Origin of the sequence: Paraburkholderia sediminicola (assembly GCF_046030555.1) — a bacterium.
Classification (GTDB): Bacteria; Pseudomonadota; Gammaproteobacteria; order Burkholderiales; family Burkholderiaceae; genus Paraburkholderia; species Paraburkholderia sediminicola_E.
This window is the reverse complement of the sequence record NZ_JAQQCH010000025.1, coordinates 36,642-54,288: the sequence shown is the minus strand read 5'-3', so window position 1 is coordinate 54,288 and position 17,647 is coordinate 36,642. Positions and strand designations below refer to the sequence as shown.

13 protein-coding genes, 1 pseudogene and 1 riboswitch are annotated in these 17,647 nt (G+C 61.7%); of the genes and pseudogenes, 6 read left to right on the top strand and 8 right to left on the bottom strand.

Translation table 11 applies throughout. The features are described from left to right. Positions 1-13 precede the first annotated feature (13 nt). Positions 14-1,162: a dTDP-4-amino-4,6-dideoxy-D-glucose aminotransferase VioA gene (gene vioA / locus PQQ52_RS28235; protein ID WP_408218782.1), complete on the top strand. Its 1,149-nt coding sequence runs from the start codon at positions 14-16 to the stop codon at positions 1,160-1,162. A gap of 32 nt (positions 1,163-1,194) precedes the next feature. Beyond that, entirely contained in the window at positions 1,195-1,857 is a 663-nt protein-coding gene (locus tag PQQ52_RS28230) for an acetyltransferase (protein WP_408218780.1), read from the top strand. A 34-nt stretch (positions 1,858-1,891) separates the two neighbouring features. Here the strand turns inward: PQQ52_RS28230 and PQQ52_RS28225 are convergent, their stop codons facing one another. The 7 genes and pseudogenes from PQQ52_RS28225 to PQQ52_RS28195 form a co-directional block, all read right to left on the bottom strand. Continuing rightward, complete coding sequence (locus tag PQQ52_RS28225; protein WP_408218777.1) at positions 1,892-4,270, bottom strand: carbohydrate-binding family V/XII; 2,379 nt, start codon at positions 4,268-4,270, stop codon at positions 1,892-1,894. Between the two features lie 97 nt (positions 4,271-4,367). After that, positions 4,368-6,350, bottom strand: a complete 1,983-nt coding sequence (locus tag PQQ52_RS28220) for an alkyl/aryl-sulfatase (protein WP_408218774.1) — start codon at positions 6,348-6,350, stop codon at positions 4,368-4,370. 152 nt (positions 6,351-6,502) lie between these two features. Continuing rightward, positions 6,503-6,619, bottom strand: a pseudogene (locus tag PQQ52_RS28215) (BamA/TamA family outer membrane protein); the annotation flags it as partial. A 38-nt stretch (positions 6,620-6,657) separates the two neighbouring features. Then, complete coding sequence (locus PQQ52_RS28210) at positions 6,658-7,629, bottom strand: SphA family protein (protein WP_408218772.1); 972 nt, start codon at positions 7,627-7,629, stop codon at positions 6,658-6,660. Between the two features lie 98 nt (positions 7,630-7,727). Then, positions 7,728-9,215, bottom strand: a complete 1,488-nt coding sequence (locus PQQ52_RS28205) for a DUF1254 domain-containing protein (protein ID WP_408218770.1) — start codon at positions 9,213-9,215, stop codon at positions 7,728-7,730. A 28-nt stretch (positions 9,216-9,243) separates the two neighbouring features. After that, positions 9,244-10,659, bottom strand: a complete 1,416-nt coding sequence (locus PQQ52_RS28200) for a DUF1254 domain-containing protein (RefSeq protein ID WP_408218767.1) — start codon at positions 10,657-10,659, stop codon at positions 9,244-9,246. Between the two features lie 24 nt (positions 10,660-10,683). Continuing rightward, positions 10,684-11,478, bottom strand: coding sequence for a hypothetical protein (locus PQQ52_RS28195; RefSeq protein ID WP_408218764.1), 795 nt, complete (start codon positions 11,476-11,478; stop codon positions 10,684-10,686). Positions 11,479-12,098: 620 nt separating this feature from the next. Between PQQ52_RS28195 and PQQ52_RS28190 the strand changes: the two genes are divergently transcribed. Beyond that, complete coding sequence (locus tag PQQ52_RS28190; protein WP_408218761.1) at positions 12,099-13,160, top strand: HAD family hydrolase; 1,062 nt, start codon at positions 12,099-12,101, stop codon at positions 13,158-13,160. Positions 13,161-13,333: 173 nt separating this feature from the next. Here PQQ52_RS28190 and PQQ52_RS28185 read toward each other — a convergent pair whose 3' ends face one another. Next, positions 13,334-14,344, bottom strand: coding sequence for a sodium:calcium antiporter (locus PQQ52_RS28185; RefSeq protein ID WP_408218758.1), 1,011 nt, complete (start codon positions 14,342-14,344; stop codon positions 13,334-13,336). A 104-nt stretch (positions 14,345-14,448) separates the two neighbouring features. Further along, positions 14,449-14,616: riboswitch (yybP-ykoY riboswitch) on the bottom strand. Positions 14,617-14,776: 160 nt separating this feature from the next. Between PQQ52_RS28185 and PQQ52_RS28180 the strand changes: the two genes are divergently transcribed. From PQQ52_RS28180 to PQQ52_RS28170, 3 genes are all read left to right on the top strand, one after another. After that, positions 14,777-15,796, top strand: coding sequence for an NADP-dependent oxidoreductase (locus tag PQQ52_RS28180; protein ID WP_408218755.1), 1,020 nt, complete (start codon positions 14,777-14,779; stop codon positions 15,794-15,796). 559 nt (positions 15,797-16,355) lie between these two features. Continuing rightward, on the top strand, positions 16,356-16,631 hold the full coding sequence (locus tag PQQ52_RS28175; protein ID WP_408218753.1) for a helix-turn-helix transcriptional regulator: 276 nt from the start codon (positions 16,356-16,358) through the stop codon (positions 16,629-16,631). A gap of 188 nt (positions 16,632-16,819) precedes the next feature. Next, complete coding sequence (locus PQQ52_RS28170) at positions 16,820-17,545, top strand: rolling circle replication-associated protein (RefSeq protein ID WP_408218750.1); 726 nt, start codon at positions 16,820-16,822, stop codon at positions 17,543-17,545. The last annotated feature ends 102 nt before the right edge of the window (positions 17,546-17,647 follow it).

Sequence of the window (17,647 nt, the reverse complement as noted above, 5' to 3'; positions counted from 1 at the left end):
CAGCGAGGAAACCATGGGCTCTAGCGCGCCTCTTCGTGCGATCACGTCGCTGGACGACGAACGCATCTATGTGACCCAGCCGCATCTGCCGCCGCTGGCCGAGTTCATGCCGTACCTCGAAAAGATCTGGAACAGCAAAATCCTCACCAACGGTGGGCCGTTCCATCAGCAACTCGAAAAGGCGCTCTGCGAATATCTGGGCGTCGAGCATCTCGCGCTGTTCGCGAACGGCACACTGGCCCTCGTGACCGCGCTGCAGGCTCTGCGCATCAATGGCGAAGTCATTACGACACCGTACTCGTTTGCAGCCACCGCGCATTCGCTCCTCTGGAACGGCATCAAGCCGGTCTTCGTGGACGTCGATCCGGACACGCTCAATCTCGATCCGGTGAAGATCGAAGCGGCGATCACGCCGCAAACGACCGCGATCATGCCGGTGCACTGCTACGGCCATCCCTGCGACGTGAAAGCCATCCAGAAGATCGCCGACAACTACAACCTCAAGGTCATCTACGACGCCGCGCACGCGTTCGGTGTACAGACCGAAGATGGCAGCGTGCTCAAGCATGGCGATCTGTCGATCGTCAGTTTCCACGCCACCAAGGTCTTCAATACGTTTGAGGGCGGGGCCATCATCTGTCCTGATGCGAAAACGAAGCAGCGCATCGACCATCTGAAGAACTTCGGTTTCGTGGACGAAGTGACGGTGGTGGCCGCCGGCATCAACGGCAAGATGAGCGAAATCAATGCGGCCTTCGGGTTGCTGCAACTGCAACACGTCGATAATGCCCTGGCAAAACGCAAGGCGATCGACGCGCAGTATCGCGCGTTACTGGCTGACGTGCCCGGCATTCGCTGCCTGTCGGACGCGGGCGAAAAAGTCGCAAATTACGCGTACTTTCCCGTTCAGGTCGAAGACAATTTTCCGATCAGCCGTGACGCCCTGTATGAGCGCCTGAAGGAACACGAAATCTATGCGCGCCGCTACTTCTACCCACTGATTTCCGAGTTCCCGATGTATCGCGGCTTGCCGTCCTCGCACAAGGACAATCTGAGCGCCGCCAGCGCGGCTTCGAAACGGATCCTGTGCCTGCCCATCTTCCCCGATCTGAACCCGGTGCAGGTCGAACGCATCGTTAGCATCATCGCCGGCATTCAATGAATTGAGCCGGTCTTAAAAGCCGGACGTAAGCCATGCAAAACATCGTGCTTGTCGGGTCTTCCGGCCACGCCAAAGTCATTATCGACATCGTTGAAAAGCAGGGGCGCTACCGGATCGCCGGGCTGATCGACGCCTTTCGGACGGTTGGCGAAGAGACGCTCGGCTATCCGGTTCTTGGCGGTGAATCCGATCTGACCAGATTGGCTACCGAACACGATCTGCAGGGAGTGATCGTGGCGATCGGGGATAACAGCGTTCGTGCGAATGTGGCCGCCAAGGTGGCGAATGTCTGTCCGCAATTGCCGTTCGTCAGCGCCGTCCACCCGTCAGCCAGCATCGGCAAAGGGGTACGTATCGGCGCCGGCACAGTCGTCATGGCGAGCGCTGTTATCAATGCTGACTGCCGCGTGGGCCAGTTCTGCATCGTGAACACCAAGGCATCACTCGATCACGATTGCGTCATGGAAGATTTTTCGAGCCTCGCGCCGGGCGTGACGACCGGCGGCAATTGCCGCATCGGCAGCCACGCTGCCGTGAGCATCGGCGCCGTATTGCGTCATGGAATCACGGTTGGCGAGCACAGCGTGGTGGGCGCCGGGTCAATCGTCCTGAAGGCGGTCGAGGCTTTCTCCGTGACATACGGAAGCCCCGCGAAAAAGATCCGGGATCGCCAACAGGGCGACAAATATCTTTAGCCGGAGTCTGGGCGTTTTTTAACCCACCGACGCTTCACCGCCTGAACCGCCCGCCCCCGCCACCAAACCGCCGCTGCATCTGCGGCTGAAACTGCCCGCTCGCCCGCGCATTCCCAAGATCATGACCCTGCTTGAGCGAATCGAGCCGCTGGGTCTGATTCGCGTTCGGCTGCACGGGCTGCCAGCCGTCGGCGCTGTGCTGTTCCCAACCGCCGCCCTGATCATGCCGGTAGACGTTGCCGTCGCTGCCCGCATAGACATTGCCGTTGTTCCACGCAACAGCGCGCCCCGTGTCCTTATTGCCGACGATGCCTTTCGTGCCCGCCTGGTGATCGCCTGAATACGCGTTGCCGGTCACACCGGCTTCAGCCGCGCCGTAACGTCCCGTCTGCGCGTTGTAACCGGCGCGCTGCCGGCCCGCCGCATAATCGCCGGTGCCTTCGTTGCCCGCCACGCCGCCGCGCGCCGCGCCGCTGCGGCCCGTCGACGGATTGCTGAACGAGCCTTGCCGTCCGGCCGCGAAGTTACCGTTGTACGCATTCTCGACCGCACCGCGGCTCGCCTGAAAGTGGCCGCCGGTGTACGGATTGAAACCGGACGCGGCCGATCCCGCCCAACTGTTGCCGGTCCAGCCGTTCCAGCCGCTCGCGTGGGTCACGGTGCCCTGTCCCCAGCGGCCGTAGATATTGGCCTGGTTGACGTTGGCGTATTGCCAGCTCCATGGACCACCGCCCCAATACGGCCCCCAGTACGGCGACGGCGCGCCCCACGTTGCACCGATCGCAAAACCGAAGGCAAAACCCACCGTGGTGCCCAGCGCGAAACCCGCGCCGTAGCCATAGGTAGCCGGATAGCCGTAGTAAACCTCGCCGACATACGGCGCGTACACATAGCCCGTGCCGTAGACGACCGTGCCGTCCGCATTGACGACCACCCCCATGTAGCCCGGCGTATAGCCGACCACCACCGTATCCGGCGTCGCTGAATAGACGTGAACATAGGTCACGTAATGCACGGGCGAGGCCGCCGGAATCGTATAGATCGCGGCCGGCACGGTATCGGCGACATGCCATGGGCCACTCGCCGCACTCGCCGTGAACCAGATCCCGTTGGCAACCGCGAAGAATTGCGAAGGCGCCGCCTGGATCACGGGGGTCGCCGTATTCACTGCGTACGACAACGACGTGCCAGCAATGCCGACGAACTTCGGCGCGCCGTCATAGACGACCTTCAACGTCGTGGTCTTGCGCGACACGGTCGCCGTCTGCGGGATGGTTGCGGCGATCGCCGCTTCTTTCGCCTGCGGCGTGCCCGGCACGGAGACGAGCGCGTTCGCATGCGGGTCGTCGGTAGCGATCTTCGAGAAGTCGGCAGGCAAGCTCTTGCCGTCGACGAAGGACCAGGGTCCGGCGAGGCTCGCTGCGCTGAACCAGCGGCCCGACAGCAGCAGGTAGTAATGGTTGTCACGCGGCTCGACGAAGAGCGCATGGTCGGCGTTGGTGACGGAGAGCAGATTCACGCCCTTCACCGGTTGCAGCGAAGGCTTGCCGTTCGTCACCACCAGCTCAGCCGGTTGCGCGGCGACCACGACGTCCGGCGCCCGCGCAGGCTTCTTGCCGTCGGCGGGCAACATCGGGTCGGACTTCAGATTCGTTTGCGCTTTGTCCGACGCGGCGACCAGCTCATGCGGCGGCGCCGTGTTCAGATGCCACGGACCGTCGAGCGATGTCGCGTCGTACCAGTAACCCGCCGCGTTCAGATGCAGCGTGCCGCTCGCGTCCTTGAGCAACATGGCTCGCGTGTTGATCAGGCGTTGATAGTGCGTGTCGCCAAACGCTCGCCAGTTCGGGTCGCCGTCAACCAGGACGAGCAACGTGGGGCGCTCGGCAAAGAGGATGTTGGGTACGTTGTTCTGCACCGCGAGGCCGGGCTCTGCGTTTTCGTGAGTGCTGGCATAGCTGGCCTGCAGCTGTTCGAGCGAGGTGGTGAGGCCATCGTTGGGAATGCGCGCCTGCAAGGCCGTTTTCACCCCGGCGGCAGCAGCGGGAGTCGCCGGCATGTCGACCTGGTCGATCACGATGTCGAGTAGTTGTACCGTCGAACGGGTCTTGTCGATTTCAGCACGTGCCGTGAAATGCGCGACGCCGTAGTTCGGTGTGGCGCTCTTTGCGCCGACCGCGAAGGCGGCTCGCCCTTCGATCCGGTTGCCTTGCCACACTTCCACCTGCGGCTGATACAGCTCGATGCGCTGCTGCGCGCTATCGAAGTCGCGCGGCCAGACGGTCGGCAGAGGCTGCAACGCGGGCTGCACCGCCGCAGCGGCGAGCGCTTGCGCAGGCGTGGCGAGCGTCACCACCAGCGAGGTGCCGACGCCGGCGAGCAGCAACAAGGATCGTTTCATCGTGGTTTTCATGGCACAGGGTCCTTCAGCATGGACATCGATGATGTCGAGAACATCGGCGCGAGCGGCTTTTGCAACGAACCGCCCGCGCCGCCTGCAAGGCAGACTGTTACGGCGTCACAATGTTGAACATCGGATTGAAGCTATCCAGCATGCTGAACAGTTCGGTCACCTTCTGCGAATCGCCGGCCACCTTGGCGTTACCCGACTGCGTTTCCTGGTCGAGCGTCTGGCCGCCCATCAACAATGATGCGAATCCCTTCTTGCTCATGGTCAGCGTGGCATCCGCATTCGGCAGCGTCGCGTTCGGCGTGTAGATCAACACCGAATTGCGCAGCTCGATTGCGTACTTCTCACCGTTGCCGAGATCCCAGTTGACGGTCGTATGTTTGCCGTTGGCCTTCGGACCGTTCAGACGGATACCCATATAGTCCAGCAGCAGCGATGGGTTCATCGCCGCCACCGCATCCGGCGTCACGGTGTTCACGCCGGGCACCTTCGGCACGCCGTTACGCAGTTCGTACGCGCCCATCAGGTACTCGTTACGCCACGTCGGATTTTCGGTCTGGTAGCCGAGCTGCTCAAGCGCGTCCGCTTCGAGATTGCGCGCCGCCTTGTTGTCCGGATCGGCGAACACCACCTTGTTCATCGCGGTGGCGACCCAGCGATAGTTACCCTTGTCGAAGTCCTGTTTCGCCTTCGCCATCACCGCATCCGCGCCGCCCATGTAGCGCACGAATTCCTTCGACTCATCTTCCGGCGGCAACGGATGCAGATTCGCGGGGTTCGAGTCGTACCAGCCGAGATAACGCTGGTACACCGCCTTCGAGTCGTGGTTCACCGAGCCGTAGTAGCCGCGGTTGTACCACTTCTTGCCGATGGAATCCGGCACCTGAATCTGCTCGCCGATCTCCGTCATTGTGTAGCCCTCGTTCGCGAGCCGCAGCGACTGATCGTGGAGGTACTTGAACATGTCGCGTGTGCCTGCGATGTAGCTGACTGCGCGCTCCTGCCCCCACGTCGGCCACTGATGCTGCGAGATCACGACATCGGTCTTGTCGCCGTAACGCACGATCGCTTCGTTCAGCACCTTCCACCAGTTCGACGCATCGCGCACCTGCGCGCCACGCAGCGCATACAGGTTATGCAGCGTGTGCGTGGTGTCTTCGGCGGTATCGAGCAGCTTGAATTGCGGCATGTAAATCAGCATTTCGGAGGGCGCTTCGGTGCCCGGCGCCATCTGGAATTCGAACTGCACGCCACCGATGGTGCGCGTCTCACCCGTCTTGCTGATCGTGTCGGTCGGCGCAATCAGCCCAAGCGTGCCGAACGAAGTGGTCTTGCCGAGGCCGGCGTCGACCTGGCCGCGCGGGCTGGCCGGCAGGAACGCACCGTACTGATAGAGCGTGCGGCGGCCCATTGCGTTGCCGGCGAACACGTTTTCGCTGACGGCTTCGGCGAGGAAGCCTTCCGGCGCAATGATCTTCACCTTGCCGCTCTTCACGTCTGCTTCGTCGACCACGCCCTTCACGCCGCCGTAGTGGTCGGCGTGGCTGTGTGTATAGATCACGGCCAGCACCGGCTTCTTCGGACGATGCTGGTAGTACAGGTCGAGCGCGGCGCGCGCCGCCTCTTTGGTGACCAGCACGTCGATGATGATGATGCCGTTTTCGCCCTCGACGATCGTCATGTTCGCCAGATCGAGGCCGCGCACCTGATAGACGTGGTCGGTGACCTTGAACAGGCCGTTGAACATGTTGAGCTGGGCGTTGCGCCACAAGCTCGGGTTGACCGTATCCGGCGCCTGGCCCTCCAGGAACTTGTACTTGTTCAGACTCCAGCTGATGCCGCCGTCGTCGGTCTTGATAACGCCGTTCGGGATCGTCGCGATGAAACCGCGTTGCGCGTCTTCGAAGTCCTGCTTGTCGTCGAACGGCAGTTGCTTATAGACCTCGGCGTTTTCCTGCTTCGTGATGGCCGTTGCGTCCTTGTTAGGCGCGGCGGTTTGCGAGAGGGCTGCGTGTGAAATGCAAAGCGTAGCGACAGCAATCGTGACAGCGGTGAGCCGCTGATAGCGTTTTTGTTTTTCCATCGTCATTTCCTCGAATCAACAATACATCGGCAAGGCATGCCGAACTAGACAACTCCGAATCGCGGCCTGTTTCAACCCGGCGTGCCAACGGTTGCCGGGCAGATAAGCCGTCTCTTTTGTGAACCTTGATCGGGCAACGCCGATCGTTCGGGTCAGCGCCACGCGCTGCCCACCTGCACGTAAAACGCGTTCTGCCCCGGCCCATGCGCGACGTCGATACCCATCGTCACGCCGAGCTTGCGGGCAATCAGATAGCGAAAACCTGGGCCGAAGCCGAGCAACGACGGATCACCATGCGCATGCTCCGTTACTGGAAGGTGGCACTGACCGACAGTTCCACCGCATTGCCCTTCGGCCGGTTGCTGACGTTGAACTCGTTGACCCACCGCAACGATGCCGATACCGGCGTTTTCTGGACCTTTCCCGACCACGTGACCATCGGCCCGATACCCACCGAATGCCCCTGATTGCCACCGGTGACATCAGCCAGGCCGCCGCTGTCATGACCGAGCTGCTGGATATAACCGCCCACTACGCCCACGCCCCAGCCGCCGAAGCGCTTGAGTGCCAGCAGGTCAAGCACGCTGACCGGCGCGTTGTGATAATGCGTGTCACTGTTGGCCGTGTAGAAGCCGATGCCGTAGTTCACGGACAGCTCGATTTCTTCCTTCGGGAACAGCTTCGTATAGGCAACGGTCGGTGTGAAAGTCCACGTGTTCTGTCCGGCATTGGCAAGACGGCTCGAGGAGTAACCGCCCGTCGGCGCATAGATCTGCACGCTGAACGCGATGTGGTCAGTCTTGGTCAGGTGATAACCCGCGACGACCGGCGTGAAGAAGAGATCGGCGAACTGGGTGTTGTGATCGTTCGGCAAGCGGCCGTGGAACGACGAGATGTCGGTGTACTGGAACGGCACCCCGAACGACGATGCAAAATTCCAGCCGCCCGCTGTAATGCCCCACGTCTTGACCGCGTTGACGATGGTGTACACAGCCGTGACATCGACGCCCGCCGTGATCTGGCCTGCAATCGGAATCGTCTTGCTCGCGCCGAGTGAACCTTCGTAGTAGATCGTGGTGGCCGAGACGATCCAGTCGTCCGTAGGCGGCACGACGCCCGCGTACGGCGTGACCTGCATGCCGGTGATCGGCCTGCCGATGCCACCTTCTGTAGCCCACCCTTGCTGTGACAGACACAGACCGACGGTAGTAAGAACCGCACCCGTGCACAACCTGCCCACGAGCAGCCGGCTATTGGACAAACGGTTTGGGCGACTCATAGTCATCCTCATAAAATTGAATTCCCGCATTCTCACTCTGCGGGACTAGGTGTGGACGAAGTGCGGCCGCAAGCCGCACGCATTCACGACGACGCTGTTCAGGGTTCGCGCTTGATCGGCGGCGGCGTCCAGCTGCCGTCAAGTGCCGGTTGCTGCGGCCAATAGGCGCGTACATACAGCGAGAACGCTTCATTGGCCGGCGCCGGCAGCCAGTTGGCGAGTTTGTCGTCGCCGGGGCTCGTGTTCTGCACGTAGAGCGTCAGCGAGCCGTCGGCATTGAACTTCAGGTCCTTATTCTTGGTGCCGAGCGAGTAGCGGTTCTGCGCATTCGGCGAAAAGAAGTGATGCGCGTTGTACAGGGTCAGCGACCAGAAGCCTTTAACCGGCGGCAAACTATCTTTAGCAAACGTCACCGTGTAGTGCGCGTTGCCGTCGAGACGCTGGCCGGACGCGTCGGCGTCGGCGTAGAAATACTTCGTCTCATTCGGTTTGTTGACGAAGATGTTCGACTTCGCAACCGCCGTGCGCGTGAAGTAGTCCGTGCCGAATGCCGCGCCGTTGCTGATGGTGTTCCAGTTGGCCGGCAGCCGCTTACCGAAGGTGTTGAAGTTGAACAGTGGCGCGACCAGATCCGCCTCAGCCTTGGCGGCTTCGTCGACAATAGCGGCCTTGATCGCCGGATCTTTCTGCGCCGCTGCGATCACCGCGCGCGCCTGCGCGTAGAGCGCTGCTTCGCCGCGTTGCGGCGGCGTCTCGTCGAGCACCGTGGGCAGTTCGTCCCAGAACCGGTTGGGATCGACCCACTTGATCTCTTCGGCGTTGCCGCCCGCGGCCCCTCCGGTCGGACCGAAGCTCGGCAGTTTCGACCAGTCGGTCTCTTTGATCTTGCCGTCGTACTCGGCAAGCGGATACAGGCCAACCTTCGCAATCACCGACTGCACCGCAACGCGATCTTCAGGTGTGTCGTCCATGAAAACGCGCGGGATGAAGCTGCCGACGCCGGTCGACGAGCGAAACACCTGGCGGATGCCCTTCGGCACCTGCCCGTGCCAGTCAGGACCCGCCAACAGATAGAAGCCCGGGCGCGTGCCGTACATCTTGCCCAGACTCGCGAAGCCGTCGGTACGCAGATCGACGGCCTGATAAACCCAGAAGCGTTTGCCAAAATCGGGCACCTGCACAACCACCGGCGTCCGGTTCAGATCGAGAATCGCGGAGCCGTAGACCACGTCCTGATTCGGACACGCGACAAATCGCTCCTGCGGCTGGATATAGTCGCGCAGCATCGACAGGTGATTGGGCGGCGCGACCGGCACGATGCCGCCGTTCAAACCCGGCTGCGGCACCTGCTTCATCGCCAGCAGACGGCCGTAGACGTTCACCATCGGCCATGCCCAGAAGTAGGTCTGGCGCGCGACTAGACGTGCGTATTCTTCGGAGATCGTGTAGCCGGCAACCGGCCCGGCGACCGACTCTGTGGTGGCCGTTGCGTGGCCCGGCTGGTCCTGCTGTGTCTTCGCCAGAATAGGGGCGGCGACCGACGCCAGCACGGCAGCCGTGACCCATGTTGCGGTTTTCTTATTCATATTGCTCTCAGGTTCGTCCATGCGCGGCTCAGCGCGTTTGCGGCACGGGAAATTTCCAGCTGCCGTCGAGCACGGTCGGGTCGGGGCCGTAGATCCGCATGATGAGGTCGTATGCGCCTGCGGGCGCCGGCAGCCAGTTCGAGACCTTGTCCGCACCCGGCGATGTGTTCTGTACGTAGATATCCAGCGAGCCGTCAGCGCCGTACTTCAGGCCTTTGGTGCGATCGCCGATCGAGTAGCGCCTGATCGGATTCGCGACCAGATGGCGGGCAGGCAGGTCGTAAAGCGTCATCGACCAGAAGAACTTCGCGGGCGGTAGGTCCTTCTTGTCGAAGTGCAGCACGTAAGGCTGCGAGCCGAGCAGTTGCTGGTGTTCCGCATTGACGTGGGTGCCGACATACACCGCTTCTTCCTTGGTGTTGCCGTAAATACCCATCGCGGCGGCGACTGCGCGCGTGGTGTAGTCGTCTTTCAACTCCGCGCGGCTGCCGAACAGGTTGAACGAACTGGTGGTGTGCTTTTCTGCATCGGCCAGCGCCGCTTTGCCGTCGGCGACACCCGCTTCGAGCGCGGCGCGGGTTTCCGGCGGCAAGGCAGCTGGATCGAACGGCGCGCCCGGCGCAATGCCGATCTTAGAGAAGCGCGCCATCAATTCCTTCTCCGACGGCGCCGGCGGCTGCGTGAACTGCAGCAGGAAGTTCAGATAGGCGATGAAGTCGACCGAGGTCGCCCTCGCTTCATCCCACTTCGGAAAATCAAGCTTCTCGACGGGTGGCGGTGCAGCCGTATGCTCGAAGGCGGACAACGGCGTTAGCTTGTACTGCTTCTGAATCGCCTGAACGTTTTTGACGTCGCTCGCGCCGTTGAGCGCCGTGCGGCCGAGCGTCAGGATCAGGTCCGTCTCGGAGCGGAACACCTTGTCGATGCCCTTGGGCGTGTCGCCGTGCCAGTTCGGTCCGGCGAACAGATAGTGACCTGCGCCGTTGCCCGTGGTGCGCGAGCCGACGTACGCGAAGTTGTACGTGAACAGGTCGATCCACTGGAACACGTAGTAGCGCTCGTCCGGCACAGCAGGCACCGTCAGCACCCATGGTTCGCGACGCAGATCGAGCCACGCCCACGAGTACGGCGTGTCGTTATTCGGCGTGACGATTTCCTTGTTCTCGGGACCGTACGGCTGCGAGTAGTGACGGAATTTGCCGAAACCGCCCACATAAGACTTCGAACTCGAGTCGAGCGCCTGCTGGTACAGCGTCTTGTAGTTGAACAGCATGGGATACGCGTAGAGGAACGCATCCTTTGCGATCGCACGCGCTTCGTCCGGTGAGGCCGTGACAGTTGCGGATGAAGCGGCGCCCTGGGCACCGGCTTGCGTAGTCGGCAACATCGTCAGCGACAGGCTCGCGACGACTGCGCAAATGTGCAGGCGTTTAATCAATGTCATGTCTGCTTTCTCTCAGGTTCCGGTCTATTTGCCGAACGTCATATTCAGGCCCGCGAAGATCGTGAACTTCGGCACCCCTGCGCCGGAATGGGCAACGGAGTACTGCGGTTCGATGAACGCGTTGTAGATGGTCGAGCCACCCTTCCATGCCTTGCCGGCGCCGAGGCCGACCGGGATGTAATAGCTGCCGTGCTGCAGGTCGAAAGTCCAGGTACCCGTCGAGCGGATGTACCAGCCGCCCGGCAGGTTGAAGATGCCGAACGGCTGCGCGGTGAGCGACTGCGTGGTCGGCCGGCTGCTTTGCCCCGCGAACGAGTGTTGCCACTGCACCAGCGCGCCGAGGAGCCGCGCCTTGGTCGCACTGACGGCGACAGCGGCAAGACCAGCCTGCCACTTGCCTGTGCCGAGGCTCGGGTCGGTGGCCGTCGGCATGGTCACAAGCGGGCCCACGCCAATCTGCACGTCGCCTTGGGAGAGCAGGAAGATGTCAAACAGATTCAGGTCGCCGAGGCCGGTGTTATAGCCTCCGCTCGGGTCGGGACGCGTACTCACCGGCAGCGTGGCGCGAAAGATCTCCGGTACGCCGATCAGGCTGTTCGGGCCGACCGGCACGGTGGGACGCAGCAGCAGATCGTTGGTGTGCGCACTCGCGCCGAACACGCTCGGTGTGTAGTAATTCTGGATGTTGAATGAGGCTGCCAGATTAAGCGGGTTATTACTTTTATTGGCTTCGTCGGCCGATGCCTGAGCGAACACCGGCGACAACATCACCGAGGCCGCGTATAACGCTGCCGACCCAGCCACGCATTTACAACCCATTCCCACACCTCGTCTATGCGTATTTCTTATAGGCGAACGCGCTCCTTTGCTCAATGCAAATAAAGCCAAAGAAAAAGCATTCGTATTTTCTAACTAAACCGAACTAATCACAGACGTGCGCTCACCCACCCAGCAGCCACGCGCAGCCGGGAATATGCAAAGCAGATAAGGCGCGCGATTAAATTGCGCTAAGTCTCTCGAACACGCTGGAAAGACAATACGGCCGGATACAGGGCTTGCATGGACGCTCCTTCAAACTAAAGAGACGCCGCACCAAACGAGGCATGCGGAAAGTAGAAAGGTTCACAGCATGGAACATCGTTGCGAAATACTAGCAAACGTTCCCGAAAATTACAGAGATAAATTTGTAACACGATCGAAAGCTCGGAAATTTCCGCCTGCATTAGTTTTTTATAGCCATTCCTATTGCATATTTTTGCCATAGTCTTGGGTATTTTTCAATCGACTATTAAGAAGCTGCATAGCGGCATATGCCGTTGCAAATCACCGGCACCGACGTCGCCGCTCAAAAAAGCAACAGAATGGGCTGCAACAATCACCGCGTCCCATTAGACTGGCGCTCGCTCAAAGTTTGACCCGCCGCTTTTGATGAGGCCTTCATGATTCGCACGATGCACCGGTACTGCATTGCTTTGACCGTTGTGGTTCTTTCAGCTTGCACCGTTACGCCGCGTCACGACGCGAGCGAGTCGCCGGCCAGCGCGTCGAGCGCCGCAACGCTCGCGTCGTGGAACGACACCGCGACCAAACGCTCGATTGTCGATTTCGTCACACTGGTCACCACGCCCGAGTCGAAGGATTTCATCGCGCGCGCTGACCGGATCGCCGTGTTCGACAACGACGGCACGTTGTGGCCGGAGCAACCCGCCTCGGTACAACTGGTGTTCGCGCTGCAACGGGTGAAGACGGTGGCAGGACGGCATCCGGAGTGGAAGCGGCAGGAACCGTTCCGCTCGATTCTGAGAGGTAATCTGAAGAGCGTCGCGACGAGCGGCGACGCCGGTTCGATGAAACTGCTGGCCGCAGCGCATGCGGGCATGACCAGCGATCAGTTCGCCGCGCTCGTGCACGAATGGTTCGACTCCGCGAGCGACCCACGCTTTAACCGCCCCTACACCGATCTCGCTTATCAGCCGATGCTCGAACTACTCGCCTATCTGCGCGCCAACGGCTTCAAGACCTATCTCGTGACGGGTAGCGATGTGGAGTTCGTCCGCGACCTGGCGCAGCGGGTGTATGGCATCCCGCCGGAGCAGGTGATCGGCAGCACCGTCAAATACAGGTACAGCCAGGCGAACGGCGCGGTGTCGCTGACCCGGCTTGCGCGGGTCGACAATCTGGTTGACGGCGCGGCCAAACCACTCGCCATCGACCGCGTGATCGGCAGGCGCCCGGTAATCGCGTTCGGTAACGCGGACGGCGACGTGCCGATGCTCGAATGGACCTCGGCCGGCGACGGTCCGCGCTTCGCGGCGCTGCTGCACCACACTGACGGCGAACGGGAGTATGCGTACGACCGCGCGGCGAAAAACGGCAAGCTCGACAAGGGTCTGGACGAAGCCGGCACGAAAGGCTGGCTCGTCGTCGATATGAAGGATGACTGGAACACGGTGTTCAAGCCGGACAGCGCGGCAACGGCGGCGGCGGCGCCGTCCAATTAAGGGCTGCTGCCTGATGGGAAGGCGGCGGTTAGGCCGCTGTTGCTACGGCATTGCCTACGGTTGCGGCTTTAGCAGCGGTGGTACGTCCAGCCAGAGTGGTTGAAGGTGAACGGCCGCACTTAGCCGCGTCTTCTGCAGCCTTTGCACGGCCTTCCCAGCCTTTCCTCGCTCACCTAGCGAGTCAGCGTGATCGCCAGATAGCTGGCGTACAGCACGCCGCACACCAGCAGCGCCCACACCGGCACGCCGCGCTCACGCACATTGATCCGCAGCCACGCGGCGGCGGCGAGCGTAATCACGATGCCGGTCACCACCTCGATACGCGGCGTCCACGGCGTCAGCAGAATCCCGATTGCCGGCAGCAACGTGCCCTGGAACACCATCGCGCCGGTGATGTTGCCGAACGCCAGCGTGTCCTTGCCACGACGAATCCACAGGATGCTGTTGACCTTCTCGGGCAGCTCCGTGGCGATCGGAATGATCAGCAGCGACAGCAGCAGCGGCGAGACGCCGAGCGCCTGCGACACGCCCCGCACACCGTGGATGAAGCCTTCCGCGCCCCACACCAGCAACGCTACCGCCAGCGCGAGTTGCACCGCAATGGTCGCGAGATTGGTCGGCACGCCGAGACGCGACAGCAGCATCTTGCCCGGCGCTTCGGTACCGTGGCCGGCGTCGACCAGTTTGTTCGAGGCACGGAACGTCATCACCACATAGGTGATGTACACGCCAACGAGTGCCGCGCTGAACAGCGCCCGCACAGCCATCTGTTCGTGCGGAATGTACATCGCCGCGGCGGCCAGCACGAAGGCGCACAGGAAGTAGTTCAGATCGCGCGTAAAACCCGTTCGTTCCGGCGTGACCCAGCCGCCCGCGCCGCGAGAACCGAGGATCGCGAGCGTCATCAGGAAAGTGGAGAGGGTGGAGAGCATGAGCGGCGCGCCGAGAATCGCGCCGACGCCGATCTCCTGATTGACCGCGCTATCGCCCGTGCCGCCGGCAATCGCGAGCAGCGGGACGAGGGTTTCGGGCAATGCGGTACCGACCGCCGCGAACAACGAGCCCGTCACGCCCTCGGAAATTTTCAGGCGCTCGCCGAGATGTTCGAGGGCATTGGTGAAGAGCTCGGCCGCCACCAGAATGACGACCAGCATAAGGGCAAGTTCGAACAGGAGACCGGTCATGCGCGGCTCCTTGCAAATCCACAGGGGAAGCGGCACAGCGGATGGTCAAGCGGGGAGACTGGCAGGGCACAACGATGTTTCACAGGATAACTCCTCGGTCGGACGTAGGTGACGAACCCATGACGCACCGCGACCCGTCCGACCAGAACGAAGCAGTACGCCAATGGTCTCGCCAAACCGACCCGGTCGAACGCGCCATGACCCGCAGGCCAAGTATGTTGACGCGCTCTCCTTCAATGGATGAAGGAAGGCTACTCCCCAGTGACCGAGGGATTCTAGCGGGATGCGAGGCTTTCAACAAGCTTGGGATCGGGCGCCTGTTCCGGCGGCTCCTGGCCTCCCGACGTCCGTCCGGCTGCGACGTCAGGTCCGCGCGTGCAACGGCTCCGCTGGTAAGATCGATCACCGTCTACGACAGCAGTGAGTCCTCACATGAGTTATCAAAATCGCCAGTGGTTTTACGTGAAGCGCCCCGAAGGGCGAGTTAGCGATGAGCATTACGAGTTGCGCGAAAGCGAGCTCGACGCCAATCTGTCATCGAATGAGGTGCTGATTCGGGCGCGCATTATTAGCGTCGATCCGTACATTCGAATCCAGCAGCACGAACGCAATACTTACGATGTGCCGCATCCGCTCGGCATCGTGCAGCGAGCGGGCGTGGTTGGTGAAGTGGTGGCGTCGGCGAGCCCGCTATTCAAGGAAGGCGACTGGGTGTCGGCCTATAGCGGCTGGCAGTTGTACGCCAAGTGTCACCACAGCGAACTGACCAAACTGGACCCCAACGCGGCGCCGGTTTCAACCGCGCTCGGCGTACTCGGCATGCCGGGACGCACCGCGTGGTTCGGCTTGATGGAAGCGGGCAGGCCGCGTCCGGGCGACACGCTCGTCGTGTCCGGCGCCGCGGGTGCGGTCGGCTCGCTGGTCGCACAATTCGGCAAGCGCGCCGGATGCCGCGTCATCGGGATCGCCGGCGGCCCGGACAAGTGCGCGTTTCTGACTGACACGCTAAAGCTCGACGGCGCGGTCGACTACCGAGCGCATCCCACGCTCGAAGGCTTGCAGTCGGCGCTGCAAGCGGCAACCGGCGGCGTCGATGTCTATTTCGACAATGTGGGCGGCATGATCACCGACGCGGTGATTCCGCTCATCAAGCGCCGTGCGCGGATCGTGATCTGCGGCGCGATCGCTCAATACGACGGCGGTCTCGACACGCCGGACCTCGCTCCGCGCTTCCTGCAACACATGCTGTTTCAGCGCGCAACGATCCAGGGGATTCTGGCGCGCGACTTCGTGTATCGGATGGACGAGATGCTGCAGACCGTCGCGCCGTGGGTGAAGAACGGTGAAATCGTTTACCAGGAGACGTACGTCGACGGGTTTGACGCGTTGCCAGACGCGTTGAATAGGCTGTTCGAAGGGAAAAACCTTGGGAAGCTGCTGGTGAAGGTGTGAAGGTGTGAGGCCAGATTAAAACCGGCGGACGGCAGGCGGTCACGATGACAGCTGTCGTTCGCGACAAAAACTACGCGGGTGAACCGGGATACAAAAGCGAGGCACAACGCGGGCGGGACAAAGCTGCGGGGCACAACTAGCGGGGGGAAATCGCGTTGAAACTTGACCAGAATTGGTGCGCCCGGCTGGGATCGAACCAGCAACCCCTGCCTTCGGAGGGCGTCGCCCAAGCCGATGGTTGCTGGTTCGACCCAGCAAAATCAAGGACTTACCTTACCCTGAGTTCCTCCATCTTACCGTGATTTACGGGGCTCAGTGCAGCAAAAGTGCAGCAGAAAACTGATGGCCTGGTAAGACTGTATATAGTCGGGGAAGCGGTCGCCGGCACCGTCGAACGTCAGCCGATTTCAACCAGCTGCTTCATCTCATCGAAATTTGCACGTGCGGCAAGAGAGTTTTCAGAGACGAGTACACAGTCGAGTAGCCACACAATTGTCCAGGTAGTTCACGCTCATATACTGAGGGCAGTCATGTGACTGCGCTTTCCAGGAACGTGACCGTGGACCAGCCCCTTCTCTCCGCCAAGGCCTTGGCAGTCGCGCTCGGACTTGCCGAGCAGACCATCTATAACCGCCACTCCACCGGCGGCGACCTCCCCCCCTGCATCAAGCTGGGCCGCCTGCTGCGGTTCCGGGCGACCGACGTTGAAGCGTGGCTCGCCGACCAACCGTCCTCCCCTGGTCAGCGGCCTGTAGTGGCAGGTGCGCCGCCAGTCAAGCGCCGCCGCGGCAGGCCGACCAAGGCCGAGCAGGTCGCCAAGCGCCGCTCACACTGAGTCATATGTTCAAAATCCCACCCCGGCTGCAACCAGGGTGGGATGCCAAATCGCGTCTATGCCTTCAGAACGTTTGAGTATAGGCGCGGGACACTTTTCAACCCGCCGCATTTCAGCACGCGGAGGACATATTTTTTCGACTGAGGACAGCTATCTGGCTGAAGCGGCGCACACACGAGGTGTGCCATATGTGTTCTGTTTCCCCGACGGCAGCAAGCCGTCCGTCCCGGACTGCAGCGGCCGCGACCCGCTTCGCTGAACTTGTCAAAAAGAACGAAACAAGTGCGACGCTGTCCGCGACGAAGCGGAGAACTAAAGCCCGAAAGAGGCTGCTGCGGGCTACAAAGGAGCATCGCCGCCAGGCCAAAACCACAGGCTTGCGTGCCGTCGCGCTGACGCTGACGTTCGAGGATAACGAACAGTTCTGCTCCAAGCTCATCAGCAAATTCATCGACTGCGTACGCCAGGCACTGAAGCGTCGCGGGCACCGACTGCCATACACGTGGGTTCTCGAACGCGCAGGCCGGCTCCATTACCACCTGATGCTCTGGCTGCCGAGGGGCTTCATCCTCGACATGAAGAAGCTGGCGCAATGGTGGCCATGGGGCTCCACGTGGGCCCGCTGCTGCAGGGTCGTCAAAGGATGGGCTCGCTACATGGCCAAGTTCGAGTGCATGGCCCATCTCCCGAAAGCCATCCGCCTCTTCGGGTACGGTGGATTGGACGAGCCCGGCAAGGCAGCGGTTCAGCGCGCGGGCCTGCCCCAATGGCTACAGGCGCGTCTGCCGCGCGGTGCAAGCGCCCGCCACTTCCCGGGCGGCGGATGGACGAACACCGAAACAGGCGAGATTTACGTCTCGCCCTATCGCTGGGCACCCTGGGGCTGGGTAATTCGCAGTTCGGGGTCCAGTTGACGCATTCGAAACGAACAGGCGCCCTCGCGTAGCCAGTCTAGCTGCCGCCGTACGTGCGACCAATGCCGGAGGAAATCGCCGCCGAACAGATTGTCGTAGAGC

What these genes read in the sequence shown, in the direction of transcription:
- vioA (WP_408218782.1), top strand. Translation starts at nt 14, where the DNA reads ATGGGCTCTAGCGCGCCTCTTCGTGCGATCACGTCGCTGGACGACGAA.
- PQQ52_RS28230 (WP_408218780.1), top strand. Translation starts at nt 1,195, where the DNA reads ATGCAAAACATCGTGCTTGTCGGGTCTTCCGGCCACGCCAAAGTCATT.
- PQQ52_RS28225 (WP_408218777.1), bottom strand. Translation starts at nt 4,270, where the DNA reads ATGAAAACCACGATGAAACGATCCTTGTTGCTGCTCGCCGGCGTCGGC.
- PQQ52_RS28220 (WP_408218774.1), bottom strand. Translation starts at nt 6,350, where the DNA reads ATGGAAAAACAAAAACGCTATCAGCGGCTCACCGCTGTCACGATTGCT.
- PQQ52_RS28210 (WP_408218772.1), bottom strand. Translation starts at nt 7,629, where the DNA reads ATGAGTCGCCCAAACCGTTTGTCCAATAGCCGGCTGCTCGTGGGCAGG.
- PQQ52_RS28205 (WP_408218770.1), bottom strand. Translation starts at nt 9,215, where the DNA reads ATGAATAAGAAAACCGCAACATGGGTCACGGCTGCCGTGCTGGCGTCG.
- PQQ52_RS28200 (WP_408218767.1), bottom strand. Translation starts at nt 10,659, where the DNA reads ATGACATTGATTAAACGCCTGCACATTTGCGCAGTCGTCGCGAGCCTG.
- PQQ52_RS28195 (WP_408218764.1), bottom strand. Translation starts at nt 11,478, where the DNA reads ATGGGTTGTAAATGCGTGGCTGGGTCGGCAGCGTTATACGCGGCCTCG.
- PQQ52_RS28190 (WP_408218761.1), top strand. Translation starts at nt 12,099, where the DNA reads ATGATTCGCACGATGCACCGGTACTGCATTGCTTTGACCGTTGTGGTT.
- PQQ52_RS28185 (WP_408218758.1), bottom strand. Translation starts at nt 14,344, where the DNA reads ATGACCGGTCTCCTGTTCGAACTTGCCCTTATGCTGGTCGTCATTCTG.
- PQQ52_RS28180 (WP_408218755.1), top strand. Translation starts at nt 14,777, where the DNA reads ATGAGTTATCAAAATCGCCAGTGGTTTTACGTGAAGCGCCCCGAAGGG.
- PQQ52_RS28170 (WP_408218750.1), top strand. Translation starts at nt 16,820, where the DNA reads ATGTGTTCTGTTTCCCCGACGGCAGCAAGCCGTCCGTCCCGGACTGCA.